Source organism: Actinopolymorpha singaporensis (genome assembly GCF_900104745.1).
Lineage (GTDB): Bacteria > Actinomycetota > Actinomycetes > Propionibacteriales > Actinopolymorphaceae > Actinopolymorpha > Actinopolymorpha singaporensis.
This window is the reverse complement of sequence record NZ_LT629732.1, coordinates 4,740,145-4,758,862: the sequence shown is the minus strand read 5'-3', so window position 1 is coordinate 4,758,862 and position 18,718 is coordinate 4,740,145. Positions and strand designations below refer to the sequence as shown.

The 18,718-nt window shown below is 72.3% G+C and carries 15 protein-coding genes, 1 other RNA gene and 1 pseudogene; 16 read left to right on the top strand and 1 reads right to left on the bottom strand.

The genetic code is table 11. The annotated features are described in order from the left end of the window. Nucleotides 1-85: 85 nt before the first annotated feature. The 7 genes and pseudogenes from BLU27_RS21445 to BLU27_RS21410 all read left to right on the top strand — a co-directional run bounded on the left by BLU27_RS21445 (nucleotide 86) and on the right by BLU27_RS21410 (nucleotide 7,691). The gene (locus BLU27_RS21445; protein WP_092655475.1) at nucleotides 86-1,525 is read left to right on the top strand and encodes an RNB domain-containing ribonuclease; all 1,440 of its coding nucleotides are present in this window, start codon (nucleotides 86-88) and stop codon (nucleotides 1,523-1,525) included. Nucleotides 1,526-1,546: 21 nt separating this feature from the next. After that, nucleotides 1,547-1,946: RNase P RNA component class A (gene rnpB, locus BLU27_RS21440), an RNA gene on the top strand. Between the two features lie 240 nt (nucleotides 1,947-2,186). Then, complete coding sequence (locus BLU27_RS21435) at nucleotides 2,187-2,906, top strand: M15 family metallopeptidase (protein WP_241827552.1); 720 nt, start codon at nucleotides 2,187-2,189, stop codon at nucleotides 2,904-2,906. A 142-nt stretch (nucleotides 2,907-3,048) separates the two neighbouring features. Next, nucleotides 3,049-3,738, top strand: a pseudogene (locus tag BLU27_RS21430) (response regulator transcription factor); the annotation flags it as partial. A gap of 82 nt (nucleotides 3,739-3,820) precedes the next feature. Continuing rightward, a complete protein-coding gene (locus BLU27_RS21425; protein WP_092655471.1) occupies nucleotides 3,821-4,942 on the top strand; it encodes a sensor histidine kinase in 1,122 nt (373 codons plus the stop codon). Between the two features lie 46 nt (nucleotides 4,943-4,988). After that, complete coding sequence (locus BLU27_RS21420; RefSeq protein WP_172805006.1) at nucleotides 4,989-5,750, top strand: DUF1259 domain-containing protein; 762 nt, start codon at nucleotides 4,989-4,991, stop codon at nucleotides 5,748-5,750. A gap of 711 nt (nucleotides 5,751-6,461) precedes the next feature. Then, nucleotides 6,462-7,691 (top strand): CaiB/BaiF CoA transferase family protein, encoded by a 1,230-nt coding sequence (locus tag BLU27_RS21410; RefSeq protein WP_092655466.1) that lies wholly within the window; start codon nucleotides 6,462-6,464, stop codon nucleotides 7,689-7,691. On the opposite strand, the gene BLU27_RS21405 is transcribed toward BLU27_RS21410, so the two are convergent. Next, nucleotides 7,682-8,320 (bottom strand): nucleoside/nucleotide kinase family protein, encoded by a 639-nt coding sequence (locus BLU27_RS21405; protein WP_241827551.1) that lies wholly within the window; start codon nucleotides 8,318-8,320, stop codon nucleotides 7,682-7,684. The genes BLU27_RS21410 and BLU27_RS21405 overlap by 10 nt on opposite strands. Before the next feature lie 105 nt (nucleotides 8,321-8,425). On the opposite strand from BLU27_RS21405, the gene BLU27_RS21400 reads away from it, so the two are divergent. From BLU27_RS21400 to BLU27_RS21360, 9 genes are all read left to right on the top strand, one after another. After that, nucleotides 8,426-9,388 carry a CE1 family esterase gene (locus BLU27_RS21400; RefSeq protein ID WP_092655464.1) on the top strand — a complete coding sequence of 321 codons (963 nt, stop codon included), beginning with the start codon at nucleotides 8,426-8,428 and terminating at the stop codon, nucleotides 9,386-9,388. 329 nt (nucleotides 9,389-9,717) lie between these two features. After that, complete coding sequence (infC, locus tag BLU27_RS21395) at nucleotides 9,718-10,365, top strand: translation initiation factor IF-3 (protein ID WP_092655462.1); 648 nt, start codon at nucleotides 9,718-9,720, stop codon at nucleotides 10,363-10,365. Nucleotides 10,366-10,562: 197 nt separating this feature from the next. Then, the gene (gene rpmI, locus BLU27_RS21390) at nucleotides 10,563-10,757 is read left to right on the top strand and encodes a 50S ribosomal protein L35 (protein WP_092655460.1); all 195 of its coding nucleotides are present in this window, start codon (nucleotides 10,563-10,565) and stop codon (nucleotides 10,755-10,757) included. Between the two features lie 134 nt (nucleotides 10,758-10,891). Then, nucleotides 10,892-11,269, top strand: a complete 378-nt coding sequence (gene rplT, locus BLU27_RS21385; RefSeq protein WP_092655458.1) for a 50S ribosomal protein L20 — start codon at nucleotides 10,892-10,894, stop codon at nucleotides 11,267-11,269. Between the two features lie 67 nt (nucleotides 11,270-11,336). Next, nucleotides 11,337-12,206 (top strand): TrmH family RNA methyltransferase, encoded by an 870-nt coding sequence (locus BLU27_RS21380; protein WP_241827550.1) that lies wholly within the window; start codon nucleotides 11,337-11,339, stop codon nucleotides 12,204-12,206. A 79-nt stretch (nucleotides 12,207-12,285) separates the two neighbouring features. Beyond that, a complete protein-coding gene (gene pheS, locus BLU27_RS21375; protein ID WP_092655457.1) occupies nucleotides 12,286-13,395 on the top strand; it encodes a phenylalanine--tRNA ligase subunit alpha in 1,110 nt (369 codons plus the stop codon). Then, nucleotides 13,395-15,872 carry a phenylalanine--tRNA ligase subunit beta gene (gene pheT, locus BLU27_RS21370; RefSeq protein ID WP_092655456.1) on the top strand — a complete coding sequence of 826 codons (2,478 nt, stop codon included), beginning with the start codon at nucleotides 13,395-13,397 and terminating at the stop codon, nucleotides 15,870-15,872. Before pheS ends, pheT begins: the two co-directional genes overlap by 1 nt. A gap of 163 nt (nucleotides 15,873-16,035) precedes the next feature. Further along, nucleotides 16,036-16,860 (top strand): SDR family NAD(P)-dependent oxidoreductase, encoded by an 825-nt coding sequence (locus BLU27_RS21365; protein ID WP_092655454.1) that lies wholly within the window; start codon nucleotides 16,036-16,038, stop codon nucleotides 16,858-16,860. A 253-nt stretch (nucleotides 16,861-17,113) separates the two neighbouring features. Further along, complete coding sequence (locus BLU27_RS21360; protein WP_092655452.1) at nucleotides 17,114-18,688, top strand: Rieske 2Fe-2S domain-containing protein; 1,575 nt, start codon at nucleotides 17,114-17,116, stop codon at nucleotides 18,686-18,688. The last annotated feature ends 30 nt before the right edge of the window (nucleotides 18,689-18,718 follow it).

Sequence of the window (18,718 nt, the reverse complement as noted above, 5' to 3'; positions counted from 1 at the left end):
GCCCTCCGCCGGTCCGCCGGTTCGCGCCGGGTGGCCCGGCAGAAGACGTGTTGCGGCCGGGGGCCGGATCGCCGAAGCTTTGCGCGTGCCCCGACGCCAGCTTCGCCTCGCCGCGGCGGACGGAGCCGACGTACGCGCCGGGTTTGGACGGATCCGTACCGAACTCGACCTGCCCGACGGCTTCCCCGAGGCCGTCGGCGCCGCCGCCCGCGAGGCCGCCGCGACCACCCGTCCGGCCGGGTCCGGCCGCGTCGACCGCACCGAACTGCCGTTCGTGACGATCGACCCGGCCGACTCCCGCGACCTCGACCAGGCCGTCCACCTGGAACGCCGGCCCGGCGGCGGCTACCGCGTCCACTACGCCATCGCCGACGTGGCGGCGTTCGTCGTCCCCGGTGGCGCCGTGGACCAGGAGGCGCACCGGCGCGGCGTCACGCTCTACGCACCGGACCGGCGGATTCCGCTGCACCCGGAGGTGCTCTGCGAGGACGCCGCGAGCCTGTTGCCGGGGGTCGACCGTCCGGCCCTGCTGTGGACGATGGACCTGGCCGCCGACGGGGAGGGCATCGGCGTCGACGTACGGCGGGCTGTGATCCGCAGTCGCGCCAAGCTTTCCTACACCGGTGTGCAACGCGCACTTGACGACGGCCGGGCCGACGAGCAGGCGCTGCTGCTGCGCGAAGTCGGCCGGCTGCGCGAGGAGCGCGAGCACGACCGCGGCGGCGTCGACCTGCCCAGCCCGGACCGCGAGGTGGTCCAGGACGGGTCTGGCTGGACGCTCGTCCTGCGCGCACCGCTGCCGGTTGAGCGCTGGAACGCCCAGATGTCGCTGATGTGCGGCATGGCCGCGGCCCACCTGATGCTGTCCGGCGGGGTCGGCGTCCTGCGTACGCTTCCGCCGGCCGACCCGCGCGACCTGGCCCGGCTGCGGCGATCGGCCCGGGCGCTCGCCGTGCCCTGGCCGGAGGAGACGTCGTACGCCGACTTCATCCGTACCCTCGACCCCTACCGGCCTTCCCACGCGGCGCTGCTGGCCTCCTCCACTGTCACCCTGCGCGGTGCCGGCTACACGGCGTTCGAGGGCGGTGCACCGGACCAGCCGCTGCACGCCGCCCTGGCCTCCGCGTACGCCCACGTCACCGCCCCGCTGCGCCGGCTGGTCGACCGGTACGCCGCCGAGGTGTGTATCGCGCTGTGCGCCGAGCGGGAGGTGCCCGACTGGGTTCGGGCCGGCCTGACCGTGGTGCCGAAGGAGATGGCCGAGGCCGACCGGCGCGCGCACCAGTACGAACGCGCACTCGTCGACCTGGTGGAGGCTGCCCTGCTGCAGGACCACGTCGGCGGCCACTTCACCGGCGTGATCACCGAGGTGGACGAACGCGCGGCCAAGGGCACCGTCCAGTTGCGTGACCCCGCGGTGGAGGCGAGCGTGGCGGGGGAGCGGCTCCCGTTGGGCGAGGTGGTCCAGCTCCGGCTGGTCGAGGCCGACGTCACCCGCCGACGGGTGCACTTCGAACTGGCGTGAGGCTCTAGGCTTGACCACGGACGAGTCGGCCGGGCGGCCGCGTCGAGCGTCTCGCGACGTTCGTCGAGGAAAGTCCGGACTCCGCAGAGCAGGGTGGTGGGTAACACCCACCCGGGGCGACCCGCGGGACAGTGCCACAGAAAACAGACCGCCAGCGGCCCCGGCTCGACGAGCCGGGGTGCGGGTAAGGGTGAAACGGTGGTGTAAGAGACCACCAGCACCTGGGGTGACTCAGGTGGCTAGGTAAACCCCACCCGGAGCAAGGCCAAGAAGGGACGGCACTTTCGGGTGCCGATCCCGCGCAGGCGTTCGAGGGCTGCTCGCCCGAGCCTGCGGGTAGGCCGCTGGAGGTCGCCGGCAACGGCGACCCGAGATGGATGGCCGCCGACCACAGAATCCGGCTTACAGGCCGGCTCGTCCACCCGGCCCCTCCGGTCACCGGCGGCGGTGCCCGTCGGTGGCCCGTCGGGGCCCCGTCAGTGCCCCGACGGTGCCCCGACAACGGCCCCTTGACGCCCGTTCGATGCCCCGTCGATGCCGCTTCGATGCCCCGTCAATGCGGGCTTGCGCAGGTTCCTGACTGCCGGGGCCTGCTGCGTATCGCGGACGTATCGAGAATCGCGTACGCCCCCGCAACGGCCTCTTGCCTTCAGTGGGGCGCATGAATCAGCGCACCTCACGAGCAGCATCCACCCACCCCGCGCCCAGGATCGCCCTCGTCGGTCTGGCGATCCTCGGTGTGATGATCGCGGCGTTCCTCATGCGGCGGTCGCTCGTGGCCGCGTCCTCCCCGGCGATCACCACGAGTCCATCGAGTACGTCGAGTACGTCGAGTACGTCGAGTCCGTCGCCGCGTCCGCCGGGTGCCGCGAGTACGACGACCAGCGAAGTGCACCGCCCGGCCGAGGGGAAGACCAGCCTGGGGGAGGACGACGGCGTCGTGCCCGACGGGGCAGCGGTCTCGGTGTTCGACGGGGAGATACCGGCGGTGGGCAGGCTCGCCCCGGGGCTCCTCGAAGCCCTGCGCCGGGCGGCGACGGACGCCGAAGCCGACGGCGTCAGGTTTCGGGTCGACAGCGGCTGGCGGTCGCCCGAGTACCAGCAGCGACTGCTGCAGGATGCTGTCGCCGAGTACGGCTCGCAGGAGGCGGCGGCGCGATGGGTGGCCACTCCGCAGACGTCAGCCCATGTGTCGGGTGACGCGGTCGACATCGGCCCGTTCGATGCCGCGGCCTGGCTGTCCCACCACGGCGCCGCCTACGGGCTGTGCCAGATCTACGCCAACGAGTCCTGGCACTACGAGCTGCGTCCCGATGCCGTCCGCGACGGTTGTCCCCGGATGTACGCGGACCCGACCGAGGACCCGCGGATGCGGCAGTGAACCGGGCAACCTTCCCATAGCACCCGCGCCTGCCCGCAGTGCCGGCCCGCCGGCCCGGCCGCGCCGCCCTCGGACCGGCGTCGCACGGGCGCAGGCCGGTGCGCATATGCCGGCGATATGCCCGGGTGCCTAGGCTTCGGGTATGCGTGTGCTGGTCGTGGAGGACGAGCCCTATCTGGCCGAGGCCGTCCGTGACGGTCTGCGGCTGGAGGCGATCGCCGCCGACATCGCCGGGGACGGAGACACCGCCCTGGAACTGCTCGGGACCAACTCCTACGACCTCGCCGTCCTCGACCGCGACATCCCCGGACCCTCCGGTGACGAGGTCGCCCGGCGAATCGTCGCCTCCGGGAGCGGCATCCCGATCCTCATGCTGACCGCCGCCGACCGGATCGACGACAAGGCCTCGGGGTTCGAGCTCGGCGCCGACGACTACCTCACCAAACCGTTCGAGCTTCGAGAGCTCGTCCTGCGGCTGCGGGCGCTCGACCGCAGGCGTGCGCACGCCCGGCCGCCGGTCCGCGAGATCGCCGGCCTGCGGTTGGACCCGTTCCGCCGGGAGGTCTTCCGGGACGGGCGCTATGTCGCGCTCACCCGCAAGCAGTTCGCCGTACTCGAGGTCCTCGTCAGCGCGGAAGGCGGTGTGGTCAGTGCCGAGGAGCTGCTGGAGCGGGCCTGGGACGAGAACGCCGACCCGTTCACCAACGCCGTCCGCATCACCGTCTCCGCTCTGCGCAAACGGCTCGGCGAGCCCTGGCTGATCGCCACCGTGCCCGGCGTGGGCTACCGCATCGACACCGCACCCGACAGCCCACCAGGGACCGCGCCCGGCACCGCGCCCGGCACCGCGCCCGGCACCGCGCCCGGCACCGCGCCCGGCGCCGCACCCGGCACCGCAGGTGAGGGAGCAGACGGTGGGTAGGCCGCCGGGTCTGAGCGTGCGCCTCAGGCTCACCCTCAGCTATGCCGGCTTTCTCATGGTGGCCGGCGCCCTGCTGCTCGCCGTCGTCTGGGTCTTCCTCCTGCGCTATGTTCCCGACGGCCCGTTGTGGTTTCCGGGCCCGCACGTTCCCAACCGTTCAGACCTCCAGCGCGCGTTCGCTCCGCGGGCGTTGCAGGCCCTGGGATTTCTGCTGGCGTTCGGCCTCCTGGGCGGGTGGATCCTCGCCGGCCGCATGCTCGCTCCCCTGACCCGCATCACCCGCGCCACCCGCAGGGCAGCGAACGGATCGCTTTCGCACCGGATCCACATGGAAGGCCGCAACGACGAGTTCCGCGAACTCGCCGACGCCTTCGACACGATGCTCGCGCAACTGGAGGCACACGTCGAAGAGCAGAAGAGATTCGCGGCCAACGCCTCCCACGAGCTGCGCACCCCGCTGGCGATCACCCAGACCCTTCTCGAAGTGGCCCGCAACGACCCGAACCGCGACACCGGCGAACTTCTCCGCATCCTCCAGGCCGTCAACACGCGCGCGATCGACCTGACCGAAGCGCTGCTCCTGCTGAGCCGGGCGGACCAGCGGACGTTCACCCGCGAACACCTCGACCTGTCCCTGCTGGCCGAGGAGGCCACCGAGACGCTGCTGCCGATGGCGGAGAAGCACGGCATCACGGTCGAGACCTCCGGCGGCATCACGCCCGCTGTCGGCTCACCAGCACTTCTGCTGCAGCTGACCGCGAACCTCGTGCACAACGCGATCGTGCACAACCTCCCCGCCGGCGGGACCGTGTCGGTGCACACCGAATCCCGGCACGACGCGAGCGTCCTGCGAGTCGAGAACACCGGCCGGCGAATCCCGTCGGAGCTGGTACCGACTCTGGTCGAACCCTTCCAACGCGGAACGGAACGCATCCGCACCGACGAGCACACCGGCGTCGGCCTCGGGCTGGCGATTGTGCACAGCATCGTCCGAGCACACGACGGGACCCTCGACCTCACAGCCCGTCCTGCCGGCGGTCTCCTGGTCACGGTTCGGCTTCCCCGGGATGGAACTTTCGTGTCCGACAAGGGGGTCCCTGTGGAGTCCCTGTGAGGGCAGGGGAGCGGGTGATCATGAAAAGGGCGTGGGTAGGTGGCGGGTGTACCAGCCGACGGCAGGAGGCCAGGACATCGGCGACGTCGAGGGACCAGAAGGTGTGACGTTCACCCCGGCGTTCCAGATCGACGGCACGCTGACCTTCATGCCGCTGCGGCACGGTCGGGCGTTCTTCAACGGCGACATCGCCCTGAAGGTCGAGGAAGTGAAGGGCTTCGTCGACGCGATCCTGGCCAACGACCTCGAGTTCCAGGCGTTCCACCAGCACTTCGACGAGATGAACCCGCAGATCTGGTACGTCCACTGGCGCGGTGTCGGGCGCGCGCTGGAGTTGGCTCAAGCGGTACGCCACACCGTGGACGCCACCTCCACCCCGCTGCCGCAGACCAAGCCGCAGAACCCGACCACGCCGCTGGACGCCGACCGGCTCGCCCGCGTCCTGGGTGGCGAGGCGGAGGTCGGGGAGGAGGGAGTGGTGACGGTGACCGTCCCGCGCGGCGGGCACGTCGTGATCGGCGGCATCCTCGCCTCGCCGCAGTCGAACATCTCCACCAACGTGCAGTTCAAGCCGCTGGGTGACGACGACAGCCGCGCCGCCGTCGCACCCGACTTCTCGATGACCGCGCACGAGATCGGGCCGGTGGTCTCCCGGATGCGGCACACCGACTGGGACCTCGGCTGCCTGTACAACCAGGAGACCGACGAGCACCCGCAGCTGTACTTCTCCCACATGCTCAAGACCGGCGATCCGTACGCCCTTGCCCGGGAGGTCCGCGAGGGTCTGGACCTCACCTGCACGCGGTGACCCACGGCGTCCAGCACGATCAGGCGTGCGAGCTGCCTGCATGGCGTAGAGCTCGGCGTACAGCCCGGCTCGCTTCATCAGGTCCGCGTGCGTGCCCGCCTCGGCGATCCGGCCCCGGTCGACCACCAGGATGAGGTCGGCCGACCGGACCGTATAGAACCGGCGGGACACCAGAACGGTCACCGCACCTGACGCCCGGCCGAGCGCGAGCTGTTGCCACTGGCCGGTGGACAGGTCCACGCCACCGGGCCAGGTCGAGCCGAGCTGGGTGGCCGACCCCTGCGGCAGTACGCCGAACAGGTCGGCGGAGCTCGCCCGGGCCAGCGCGGCCCGCACGGCCCGGTAGTCGTCGCGGCGGGGCAGGTCGCCCAGCCCGACGGCGTACGTCGCGGCGGACTCCGGCCGGGCGAAGTCCTGGATCGGACGGCCTCAAATCCCGAACCAGGGTTGAAGAATCGGATGCCGGACACGGAATGGCCAGATGGTGCCAATTCCTTCGTGCGAGGTGCACCCGATGATGTGCTGCGGACTGAGCCCGGTCGGAAACGCGAAGCCGGTCGCCAGGAAACACGACCGGTCGAGCCCGTCCACGACGGCGACCCGCCGCATCCGCCGCAGACAGGAGCCGCCGATGTACCGCAGGTGCAGCACGGCAGACGAACCCGGATCGCAACACCCCGTCGCGGCAGTGCTTTCCCGCGGGCCGGCGTCGTGAGCGGCCCGCTCGACGGCGTCCTGGTCGTCGACCTGTCCCGGGCACTGGCCGGGCCGCACGCGGCGATGATGCTGGGTGACCTGGGCGCGCGGGTCGTCAAGGTCGAGCACCCCGGCGGCGGTGACGACTCACGCGGGTGGGGGCCGCCGTTCGTGGGACCGCCCGGCGCGACCGAGGCGACGTACTTCCTGTCCTGCAACCGCAACAAGGAGTCCGTCGTTCTCGACCTGAAGTCCGAGAAGGGCCGGCGTGACCTGGGCCGGCTGCTCGCCCGCGCCGACGTCCTGGTGGAGAACTTCCGGCCCGGTGTGCTGGACCGGCTCGGCTTCTCCGTCGAGGCGGTCACCGCCGCCAACCCGCGGCTGGTGGTGCTGTCCATCACCGGGTTCGGTCACGACGGACCGGAGGGCAACCGCGCGGGGTACGACCAGATCGCCCAGGGCGAGGCCGGACTGATGTCGGTGACCGGGCCCCGGCCGGGTGAGCCGGTGCGGGTCGGCGTACCGATCGCGGACCTGCTGGCCGGGATGTACGGCGCGTACGGCGTCGTCGCCGCCCTGCACGAACGCCACAGGACCGGACGCGGCCGTGTCGTGCGCACCTCCCTGCTGGCCGCCGTGGTCGGCGTGCACGCCTACCAGGGGACGCGCTACACCGTCGCAGGCGAGGTGCCGCGCGCGCAGGGCAACCACCATCCCTCCATCTGCCCGTACGGCCTGTTCCACGCGGCCGACGGGCTGGTGCAGATCTCGGTCGGCAGCGAGCAGTTGTGGCGGACGTTCGCGGCGGCGTTCGAACTGCCCGTGGACGAGCCCGGCTTCGCCACCAACGCCGAACGCGTCGGCGCCATGGACCAGGTGGTCGCCGCAGTGGAGGCCGCGTTCGCGTCCTGGCCGGTGAGCCGGCTGCTGCCGCGGCTGGCCGACGTCGGCGTACCCGCCGGCGAGGTGAAGACCCTCGACCAGGTGTACGAGTGGGAGCAGACGCGTTCGCAGGGGCTGGTGATCGAGGTCGACCACGCCACCCTGGGCCGGATCAACCTGCCGGGGCCGCCGATCCGGCTGGACGACGAACCCCGAGCGGGTGGCCGGGACACGCACCTTGCGCCGCCGACGCTCGGGCAGCACACCGCCGACGTCCTCGCCTGGCTGGACTCGCTCGACCGTGACTCCGACCGTGACTCCGACCGTGACTCCGACCGCGACCCGGACGGCGATCAGCCGTAGGCGCCGGAAACGCCGTCGACGCGAAGGTCGGCGCGGCGCCGGGTGTCCTCCGCCGCGAAGTGCGCCTGCTCGGCCCTGGCCCACGCGTCCCAGTACGGCTCGAACGCCCCGGCGTCGCGGGCGGCGGCCCGGGCGCGGCGGACGTCCTGGGGTGCCTCCACCCACAGCTTCGAGGTGGCCAGGCCTTCGACCACCCGGCTCGCCGAGCCGACGCCCTCGACCACGAGGGCGGGACCAACCGGCACCTCGTGCCATTCGGCGTACTCACCGCGCGGCCAGTCGTAGCGCCGGTACCGTCCGGGCCGTGCCCCGCGCAGCGGTTCCAGCAGCCACGTACTCAACCTGGCGGCCACTGTGGGCAGGCCGTCCCATCCCTCGTACAGGTCGTCCATGTGCACGGTCGGCACGTCGCCCAGGGCCGCCGCCAATCTCGCGGCCAGGGTCGTCTTGCCCGAACACGCCGGACCGTCGACGCACACCAGCCGGACCGGCCCCAGCAGTGGCGGCGCTGCCAGCACCTGAGCGGCGACCTCGGCGGCGAGGCCGGATGCCACGTCGGTGACCACGTCGGCGGCCGGCGAGTGCGGCCGCGGTCGCGCGGGCGGGAGCGGGGGAGTGGAGGGCGGCACGCGAGCAGCGTAGGCGTTTCGGGTACGCCCACCTCGTCCGGCCGCATTCGTCCGGCGCCATCCGTCCGGCCGCATTCGTCCGGTCTGAGCCGTTAAGGTCGCGCCATGCCGAGTCGCCGTCGCGTACGCCTGGCCGCCCTCGTGGCCGGCGTCCTCTCGCTGGCGGCGACGGCTCTCGGCGGTTGTGCGGGCCTCGGCGACGGTCACGACCGGACCGCCGCGACACCCGGCGCCTCCGCCGGGGTCGGGGTGAGGACGCCGACCCCCGGCGCGACTCCCGCGTCGCCGGCCACCGCCGGGCCGCCCGGCGCCCGGCACGCGGGTGCGCTTCCCGGTCAGGTCCGGCTCGCCGGCGGCCGCGAGTACGTCCTGCCCACACCGGCACCCGCCCGCGCGGGCGCCCGCCGTCCGCTGCTGCTCGTGCTCCACTCCTTCGGCGGCACGTGGCGCCGGATGGAGTACCTCGGGCAGTTCCAGGCGACGGCGGTCCGGCGCGGATACGTGGTGGCGTACGGCATCGGCGCCAGGCGCTCGTGGAACGCCGCGGGTTGCTGCGGCTGGAGCAACGCCCACCACGCGAAGGACGTGGAGTACCTCGTCGACGTGGTGGCCGACGTCCGCCGCCGGGTGCCGGGGATCGACCCCCGGCGGGTGTATCTCACGGGGTTCTCCAACGGCGCGATGATGACGCTGCACGCCTTGTGCGAGCGGCCGCGCCTCTTCGCCGCGGGGGTCGGCGTGGCCGGTGCGCTGGTCGGCCGGTGCCGCGGCGGCGCGCCCATCCACTACCTGGAGATCCACGGGACCTCCGACGCGGTCGTCCCGTACGACGGCGGTCGGGTCGACCGGCTGCACGCGACCTTTCCACCCGTATCGCACCTTCGCGGCACGATCGCGGTCCGGGCGCCGGGCTCGGTCGTGGAGGTCCGCACGCACCCCTGCGGCCACGTGTGGCCGGTGGGCGGGCGGTGCCGCCTGGACGCCGCCGCGATCGGGTGGGACTTCCTCCGGCGGTACGCCCTGCCGTCGCCGGCTCACCAGGTGTACCGAGCAGGGACCGGCCGGTAGGCGGCACGTGCGCGGGCCTGGTAGGGTTGCCGATGGCCGACCCGGTAGGTGGGACGCTCACCAGGCCGGGTCACAAGCGGAGGTCCATCTCCCACCCGCATCGATCGTCAGGTCGTCGGGTTCCGGCCGGTCGCCGAAGGTTCTGGTCTCCGGATCTTCCTCGGCGTCCAGCGTGACGCACCCGCCCACGGCGGGTCAGGTCGCGTACCGGATCGATGGCTTCCGCGAGTGGTAGACGCGGGAGCCTTTTTCGCGTCCGCGGCCACCGTGGAGGCCCCGCATCCGGCGGTGCCTGACGAAGAAGTCGCACCACACCACAGGAGGGTCCCATCGCCACAGAGCTTCGCGTCAACGAGCGGATCAGGGTTCCCGAGGTCCGGCTCGTAGGACCGAACGGCGAGCAGGTCGGCATCGTGCGCATCGAGGATGCGCTGCGGCTGGCTCAGGAAGCCGACCTCGACCTGGTCGAGGTTGCCCCGACAGCCCGTCCGCCGGTCTGCAAGCTGATGGATTTTGGGAAGTTCAAGTACGAGACCGCGCAGAAGGCCCGGGAGTCGCGACGCAACCAGGCCCAGACGGTCATCAAGGAAATGAAGCTCCGGCCGAAGATCGATCCGCACGACTACGACACCAAGAAGGGTCACGTCGTCCGGTTCCTCCGGCAAGGAGACAAGGTCAAGATCACCATCATGTTCCGTGGCCGGGAGCAGTCGCGCCCGGAGCTGGGCTTCCGGTTGCTGCAGCGGCTGGCCGAGGACATCGCCGACCTCGGGTTCGTGGAGTCCCAGCCGCGCCAGGACGGCCGCAACATGATCATGGTCGTGACTCCCCACAAGCGTAAGTCCGAGGCGCGCGCCGACGTCGAGGCCGACAAGGCCCGACGCGCCGCCGAGCGGGAGGCCGATCGGGAAGCCGAGCGGGCCGAACGCACCCAGCCCGCCGCGGCTGCCGGCAAGGCTCCCGGCGGCGAGGGCTGACTCGGCTACTCGGACAGTTCGGGCGCTTCGGACGGGCAACCGTCCGGGCGGCCGGTCTGCCGTGATTGACGTGTGGCACCGCATGACAGACTGCGGCGCCGCACGTGTGAACCGGTGCTGACCCGTCGCGGGGCAGCGCCAGGACAGCTGTCAGGTGTGCACGAGGCGCCCCTGCACCGTCGAACCAAGGGACGACTATGCCGAAGATGAAGACCCACAGCGGGGCCAAGAAGCGCTTCCGTGTCACCGGGTCCGGGAAGCTCATCCACAAGAAGGCCAACCGGGGTCACATCATGGAGAAGAAGAACTCCAAGCGTGCCCGTCGCCTGGCCGCTCCGAGCGAGATCGCCCCGGCCGACGCCAAGAAGGTCAAGCGGCTGCTCGGGATCTGAGCCGACCGTTCCGAGTCCGGCTCACCCGGTCCCACCGCACCACCACGGTCCGTACGCGGACCCGTCCCAGGTCCCGATGAAGTTTCCCCCGCCGGTCGTTCCGCAGCGGGGCAGTCTGAGCAAGGAGTTCGCCAGTGGCACGCGTGAAGCGGGCTGTCAACGCCCACAAGAAGCGTCGCGAGGTCCTCGAGAAGGCCAAGGGGTACCGCGGCCAGCGATCGCGCCTCTACCGCAAGGCGAAGGAGCAGGTCACCCACTCGCTGGTCTACTCCTACCGCGACCGCCGCGCCCGCAAGGGTGACTTCCGCCGGCTGTGGATCACCCGGATCAACGCCGCGGCCCGCCAGAACGGCATCACCTACAACCGCCTGATCCAGGGCCTGAAGGCCGCCGGGGTCGAGGTCGACCGCAAGGTCCTCGCCGACCTGGCCGTCACCGACGCCCCCGCGTTCGCCGCGCTGGTCGAGGTCGCCCGCAAGGCGCTGCCGGCCGAAACCGAGGCCGCGGCCTGACGACGGCGAGGCGGTCGTCCACGGATCACCGGGCCGACCTCCCACCACAGCCCACCCCACACCGAACGTGTCGCTTTCCACCCGCCTGACAGGCCCCGAGCTCACCGACACCCGCTCCACTCGGGTGACGGCGGCTCGGCGCCTGGTCAAGCGCGCCTTCCGGGCCCGCGGCCGCCAGTTCCTGGCGGAGGGGCCGCAGGCGGTGACGGAGGCGCTGGCGCTGCCCGGAGTGGTCCAGGAGCTGTTCGCCACCTCACCGGCGGCCGAACGCAACCCGGATGTGGTGGCGGCCGCCGTGGCTCGCGAGGTGCCGGTCCGGCTGGTCTCCGGTGAGGTGTTCGACTCGCTCGCGCAGACGGTCACCCCTCAGGGTGTGCTGGCGGTCTGCCGGTTCGTCGACGTGCCGTACGCCGAGGTGCTGGCCGCCCGGCCCCGGCTGGTCGCCATGCTGGCGCAGGTCCGCGACCCCGGCAACGCCGGCACGGTCCTCCGCTGCGCGGACGCCGCCGGTGCCGACGCGGTCGTCCTGTCCGACGCGTCGGTCGACGTCTACAACCCCAAGTGCGTGCGCGCCTCGGCGGGCAGCCTGTTCCACCTGCCGGTCGCCGTGGGCGTGCCCGCCCCGGCGGGGGTGGACGGACTCCGCGAGGCGGGGGTGACGGTGCTCGCGGCCGACGGCGCCGGCGAGATCGACCTCACCGAGGCAGGTGAGCGCGGGCTGTTGTCCGGGCCGACCGCCTGGATCTTCGGCAACGAGGCGTGGGGCCTTCCTCCGGCCACCCGGGCGCTGGCCGACGCGGTGGTGCGGGTGCCGGTGTACGGCCGGGCCGAGAGCCTCAACCTCGCCACCGCCGCCGCCGTCTGCCTGTACGCGTCCGCGCAGGCTCAGCGGGCGCCGGGCGGCTGCCGTTGCGGCGGAGACGAGGCCGCTCCCTAGACTTTCCTGGGCGTACGGCCTGGTTGCCGGTCGTACACCCACCTCGGCGTACGACTGGATGAGGGGAACTCCGCGGAAGATGTCGGGCCCGAACACCAACTACGACCCGGTCGAGGTCACGCCGCTGCACGCCGACGAGGTGGAGCGGATGCGGGCCGAGGCGGTCGCCGCGATCGCCGCTGCCACCGACCTGGACGCGCTGCGCGCCGCCCGCCTCGCACACGCCGGCGACCGCAGCCCGCTCGCCCTGGCCAACCGGGAGATCGGTGCCCTGCCCCCGCAGGCCCGCAAGGATGCCGGCATGCGGGTCGGCGCTGCCCGGCGCGCGGTCAACGAGGCGCTGTCGGCCCGCCAGGCCGAGCTCGAGGAGGAGCGCGAGGCGCGGATCCTGGTCGAGGAGGCCGTCGACGTCACCGTTCCCTGGGACATCGAGCCGCGCGGCGCCCGGCACCCGCTGACCACCACCCAGGAGTTCGTCGCCGACGTGTTCGTGGCGATGGGCTGGGAGGTCGTCGAGGGCCCCGAGGTCGAGGCGGAGTGGCTCAACTTCGACGCCCTGAACATCCCGCCGGACCACCCGGCCCGCACCACGATGGACACGTTCTTCGTCGACCCGCCCGAGAGCGGGCTGGTGTTGCGTACGCACACCTCGCCGGCGCAGGCCCGGACGATGCTCACCCGCAAGCCGCCCATCTACGTCGTGGCACCGGGCCGGGTCTACCGCACCGACGAGCTCGACGCCACGCACACGCCGGTCTTCCACCAGGTCGAGGGTCTGGTCGTCGACGAGGGCATCACGATGGCGCACCTGAAGGGCACGCTCGACCACTTCGCCGAGGCGATGTTCGGGCCGGGCCTTTCCACCCGGCTGCGCCCGTACTACTTCCCGTTCACCGAGCCGAGTGCCGAGCTCGACCTGCAGTGCTTCGTGTGCCGGGGCGAGTCGGTCGGCAACCCCGACCGCCCCTGCCGTACCTGCTCCAGCGAGGGCTGGATCGAGTGGGGCGGCTGCGGAGTCGTCAACCCGCGGGTGCTCACCGCCTGCGGCGTGGACGCCGAGCGCTACTCCGGTTTCGCGTTCGGCATGGGCATCGAGCGGACGATGATGTTCCGCAACGGCATCGAGGACATGCGCGACATGGTGGAGGGTGACGTCCGGTTCACCCGTCCGTTCGGAGGGGAGATCTGATGCGGGTCCCGATGTCGTGGCTGCGCGAGCACGTCGACCTGCCCGCCGGGGTGAGCGCCCGCGAGGTCGCCGACGCGCTGATCCGGGCCGGCCTGGAGGTCGAGTCCGTCGAGCCGGTCGGCGGCGACGTGCAGGGCCCGCTGACGGTGGGCCGGGTCCTGGAGTTCGCCGAGGAGCCGCAGAAGAACGGCAAGACGATCCGCTGGTGCCAGGTCGACGTCGGCGAGGGCGAACCTCGCGGCATCGTCTGCGGCGCGCGCAACTTCGCGGCCGGCGACCTGGTGGTGGTGGCCCTTCCGGGCACCACGCTGCCGGGCGACTTCACCATCACCGCGCGAAGGACGTACGGCCACGTTTCCGACGGAATGATCTGCTCGGCGAGCGAACTCGGGGTCGGCGACGACCACGCCGGCATCATGGTGCTCGACCCGGCCGAGGGCGCACCCGGTGACGACGCCGCGCCGATCCTGCACCTGCGCGACGACGTGCTCGACATCGCCGTCACCCCCGACCGCGGCTACACCATGTCGATCCGCGGTGTGGCCCGCGAGGCGGCGACCGCGTTCGGGGTGGCCTTCTCCGACCCGGTGAGCACCGACCTGTCGGTACGTGCCTCCGAGGCCGGCTACCCGGTGCGGGTCGAGGATCCCGCCGGCTGTTCGGTGTTCGCGGCGGTGACCGTACGCGGCTTCGACCCCGCGGCACCCAGCCCGCGCTGGCTGGCCCGGCGGGTGCAGCTCGCCGGAATGCGCCCGATCTCGGCGGCCGTCGACGTCACCAACTACGTCATGCTCGAACTCGGCCAGCCCATCCACGGCTACGACCGGTCCCGGCTGGCCGGGCCGATCGTGGTCCGCCGGGCCGAGCCGGGGGAGAAGCTGCAGACCCTGGACGGCGCGACCCGCGAACTCGACCCCGAGGACCTCCTGATCACCGACGACTCCGGGCCGATCGGCCTGGCCGGGGTGATGGGCGGCGCGACCACCGAACTGTCCGGGGACACCCGCGACGTGGTGATCGAGGCCGCGCACTTCGACGCGGTGGCGGTGGCCCGCACGTCCCGGCGGCACCGGCTGTCCAGCGAGGCGTCCAAGCGCTTCGAGCGTGGTGTCGCGCCGGGGATTCAGGGGTACGCCGCGCAGCGGGTGGCCGAGCTTCTGGTCGCCGTCGGCGGCGGGCAGGTCGAGCAGGAGGCGACCCTGCTGGGCGAACCGCCCGCCCCTCCGCGGGTCACCCTGCCGGCCGACCACCCCGCGCGGGTCGCCGGCTACGCCATTCCCGCCGAGGCCACCGTGCGCCGGCTGCGCGAGGTCGGCTGCGAGGTCGAGGTCGCGGGCGAGCAACTGCTCGTGACGCCGCCGTCGTGGCGGCCGGACCTCACCGACCCGAACGACTTCGCCGAGGAGGTCATCCGCCTCGAGGGGTACGACGCGGTGCCGAGCGTGCTCCCGGTCGCGCCGCCCGGGCTGGGGCTGAGCGCCGACCAGCGGCTGCGGCGCGCCATCGGCCGGCTGCTGGCCGGAGCGGGGTACGTCGAGGTGCTCGCCTACCCGTTCGTGGGCGAGGCCGACCTCGACCGGCTGCGGCTGCCTGCCGACGACCCGCGCCGCCGGGCGCTGGCGCTGGCCAACCCGCTGTCGGAGGAGGAGCCGCTGCTGCGCACCACGCTGCTCCCCGGCCTGCTGGCGATCGCCCGGCGCAATGTCGGCCGGGGTACGACCGACCTGGCTCTGTTCGAACTCGGTGCGGTGTTCCGCCCGCGTCCGGACGCGCCCCCGGCTCCCCGGCTGCCGGTCGACCGCCGCCCGGCCGACGAACAGCTCGCCGCGCTGAACGCCGCGCTGCCCGACCAGCCCCGGAGGGTAGCGGTGGTGCTCACCGGCGACCGCGCGCCGGCCGGCTGGTGGGGTCCTGCCCGCCCCGCCGGGTGGGCCGACGCGATCGAGGCCGCCCGCACCGTCGCCCTCGCCGCCGGGGTCGAGCTGACCGTACGTGCGGACGACCACGCACCCTGGCACCCCGGCCGCTGCGCCGCGCTGTACGTCGATGACACGCTGGTCGGCCACGCGGGCGAGCTGCACCCGAAGGTCACCGAGGCCTACGGCCTGCCGGCCCGGGCAGCCGCGATGGAGCTGGAGATCGACCGGCTGCCGGGAGAGCGGGTCGCGGTCACCGCGCCGACGATCTCCGCCTACCCGCCGGCCAAGGAGGACGTCGCCCTGGTGGTGGACGCCGCCGTGCCGGTCGCCGAGGTCGCCGCCGCGCTGCGCGAGGGCGCGGGCCCGCTGCTCGAGTCCGTCCGGCTGTTCGACGTCTACACCGGTGAGCAGATCGCGGCGGGTACGAAGTCGCTGGCGTTCGCGCTGCGGTTCCGGGCGCCCGACCGCACGCTCACCGAGGCGGAGGTGGGCGCTGCCAAGCAGGGCGCCGTCGACGAGGCCGCCCGGCGTACCGGAGCGGTGCAGCGCGGCGCCTGACCTGGCGGCCTGAGCGGAGCAGGGCCGGCCTGGCGGCCTGACCTGGCGGCCTGAGCGGAGCAGGTCCGGCCTGGCGGCCTGACCTGGCGGCCTGAGCGGAGCAGGGCCGGCCTGGCACGGGCCGACCGGCAGACCCTGACCACGTACGACGGAAGGGACCCCGATGCCCGAGAACGCTCGACCCGAGAGCCGCGTCGCCCTGGTCACCGGAGCCAGCCGGGGGATCGGGCGGGAGGTCGCGCTGGCGCTGGCCCGGTCCGGGCTCGCGGTGGGGCTGACCGCGCGGTCTGCGAAGCCGCTGGAGAAGGTGCGCGAGGATTGCCTCGAGGCCGGCGCTCCGGCGTCCGCGGTGGCCGCCGCGGACGTCACCCGGCCCGCCCACGTCACCAACGCCGTCGAGCGGATCACCTCCGAGCTCGGGCCGGTCGACCTGCTGGTCAACAACGCCGGCCGGATCGAGTCCGACGAGGTGCCGGTGTGGGAGTCCGACCCCGACGAGTGGTGGTCGGTCGTGGAGACCGACCTGCACGGGCCGTACCTCTTCTGTCGTGCCGTACTCCCCGCCATGGTCGAGGCCGGGCACGGCCGGGTCGTCAACGTCACCACCGGTGCCGCGGTCCGCGACAGCGCGATCTACTCCGCGTACGGCGTCGCCAAGACCGGCCTGCTGCGGCTCACCGGTTCGATCGTGGCCGCCGGAGCCGACGCCGGCATCACCGCCTTCGACCTCGCACCCGGCGTCGTGGTGACCGACATGACCCGCTCCATGGCGATGCACGACGACCGGACCTCGTGGACGCCCGTGGAGGAGTTCACCGACCTGGTGGTCGCGGTGGCCAGGGGCCGGCTGGACCCACTGTCCGGTCGTTACCTGCGCGCGGGCACCGACAACGTCGACGACCTGCTCGCGGCGGCCGGCGATCTCGCGCGAGCCGACGCTCGTACGCTGCGGCTGCGGCCCTACGGCACCGGCGACCCGCTGGCCTGAGTAGGACGCCGCTGGCCTGAGTACGACGCCGGGGGTCGACGCCGCGGGGGTCGAGGCCAGACCAGAACAACGCCGCAGGGTTAACGTCCGACCAAAACACCCTCCCGACCAGCATTGATGAGGGAGTTCTCATCAATGCCGCCCGGCCGGCCGCGGCCGAGTTGTGATCGCCACTAATGGCCGGTAGTCGATCGGTGGCACCGGTACTTTCTGAGAAGCACCTCATCCATGGGAGACCAGCGGGGGAGTTCTCATGAAGGTCACCTCGATCGGGCACGCCGGTTTCTACTTCGAGACCGCGGCAGGCACTGTTCTGTGCGACCCGTGGGTCAATCCCGCGTACTTCGCCTCGTGGTTTCCGTTCCCGGACAACTCCGGACTGGACTGGTCGGTGTTCCGCAACCCCGACTACCTCTACGTCTCCCATCTCCACCGCGACCACTTCGACCCCGACCACCTGCGGGAGGGTGTCTCCCACGACGCCACGGTGCTGCTTCCGGACTACCGAACGCCGGACCTCGAGGACACTCTGCGCGGGATCGGCTTCACCCGGTTCGTGACGGTGCCGAGCGGGCAGCCGGTCGAGCTCGACGGCGGCCTGCGGGTGATGATCGTGGCGCTCACCTCGCCCAGCGACGGGCCGATCGGCGACTCCGCGCTGGCGCTGGACGACGGCACGGCGCGGATTCTCAACCAGAACGACGCCAAGCCGGGAAGTCTGGAACAGCTGCGCGCGTTCGGCGCCTACGACGTGCACTTCCTGCAGTTCTCCGGCGCGAACTGGTGGCCGATGGTCTACGACCTCTCCGACGCGGCGAAGGTCGCGTTCGGCACCAGCAAGCGCGCCAACGGGCTCGCCCGGGCCTTCCGCTACGTCGAGGAGGTCGACGCGAGGTACGTCGTGCCCTCCGCCGGGCCGGCGGCGTTCCTGGACGCCGAGCTGATGGCGTACAACGACCTCGACGACTCACCGGCCAACCCGTTCCCCGACCACCCGGCCTTCGTGGAGTTCATGCACCAGCAGGGGCGCGACAACGCGAAGCTGATGGTCCCGGGCAGCGTGATGACCGTCACCGACGGCAGGGCCGACGTGGTGCACCCGGCCGAGGACGCGTTCCGGCCCTACCACGAGAAGGCGAAGTACCTCCGTGCCTACGCCGAGCGCCGACGGGCCCAGATCGAGGCGGAGAAGGCTTCCTGGCCGGCGCCGGGGATCGATTTCCTGCCCGCGATCAAGGAGTGGTTCGAGCCGCTGCTGGCGATGGCCGACCACATCTGTGCCGGTGTGGGCGCGATGCTGCAGCTGGAGATCGGTGACGACACCCGGCTCGTGGTCGACTTCGTCGAGCGGGAGGTGCGGCCGTGGGCGGGCGAGCGCTGCCGCTACCGCTTCCGGTTCGCCCAGCCGATGGTCGAACGGCTGATCGCCGACCACGAGATCGACTGGGTGAACAGCCTGTTCCTCAGCATGCGGTTCAGTGCCGCCCGGGTCGGACCGTACAACGAGTTCGTCTACACCTTCTTCAAGTGCCTTTCTCCCGAACGCATGGCCTACGCCGAGCAGTGGTACGCCACCCAGGAGGACGAGCTGGAGGAGATCCAGCTCGGCGGCTGGCTGGTGCAGCGCACCTGCCCGCACCGGCAGGCCGACCTCGGCTACTTCGGTGAGGTGGAGGGCGACACCCTGCGCTGTTCCATGCACGGGTACGAGTTCGACCTGAAGTCGGGCAAGTGCCTGACGGCGAGCGACCGGCCCATCCGGGCCCGGCGGGCGGCGGCGGATGCCGAGCCGCTGCACGACGAGCGCCACGAGGTGCCGGAGGACTGACTGGCCCTCCTCAGGGTCCGCTCAGCCCGG

What these genes read in the sequence shown, in the direction of transcription:
- BLU27_RS21365 (WP_092655454.1), top strand. Translation starts at nt 16,036, where the DNA reads ATGCCCGAGAACGCTCGACCCGAGAGCCGCGTCGCCCTGGTCACCGGA.
- rpmI (WP_092655460.1), top strand. Translation starts at nt 10,563, where the DNA reads ATGCCGAAGATGAAGACCCACAGCGGGGCCAAGAAGCGCTTCCGTGTC.
- BLU27_RS21360 (WP_092655452.1), top strand. Translation starts at nt 17,114, where the DNA reads ATGAAGGTCACCTCGATCGGGCACGCCGGTTTCTACTTCGAGACCGCG.
- pheT (WP_092655456.1), top strand. Translation starts at nt 13,395, where the DNA reads ATGCGGGTCCCGATGTCGTGGCTGCGCGAGCACGTCGACCTGCCCGCC.
- BLU27_RS21435 (WP_241827552.1), top strand. Translation starts at nt 2,187, where the DNA reads ATGAATCAGCGCACCTCACGAGCAGCATCCACCCACCCCGCGCCCAGG.
- pheS (WP_092655457.1), top strand. Translation starts at nt 12,286, where the DNA reads ATGTCGGGCCCGAACACCAACTACGACCCGGTCGAGGTCACGCCGCTG.
- BLU27_RS21400 (WP_092655464.1), top strand. Translation starts at nt 8,426, where the DNA reads ATGCCGAGTCGCCGTCGCGTACGCCTGGCCGCCCTCGTGGCCGGCGTC.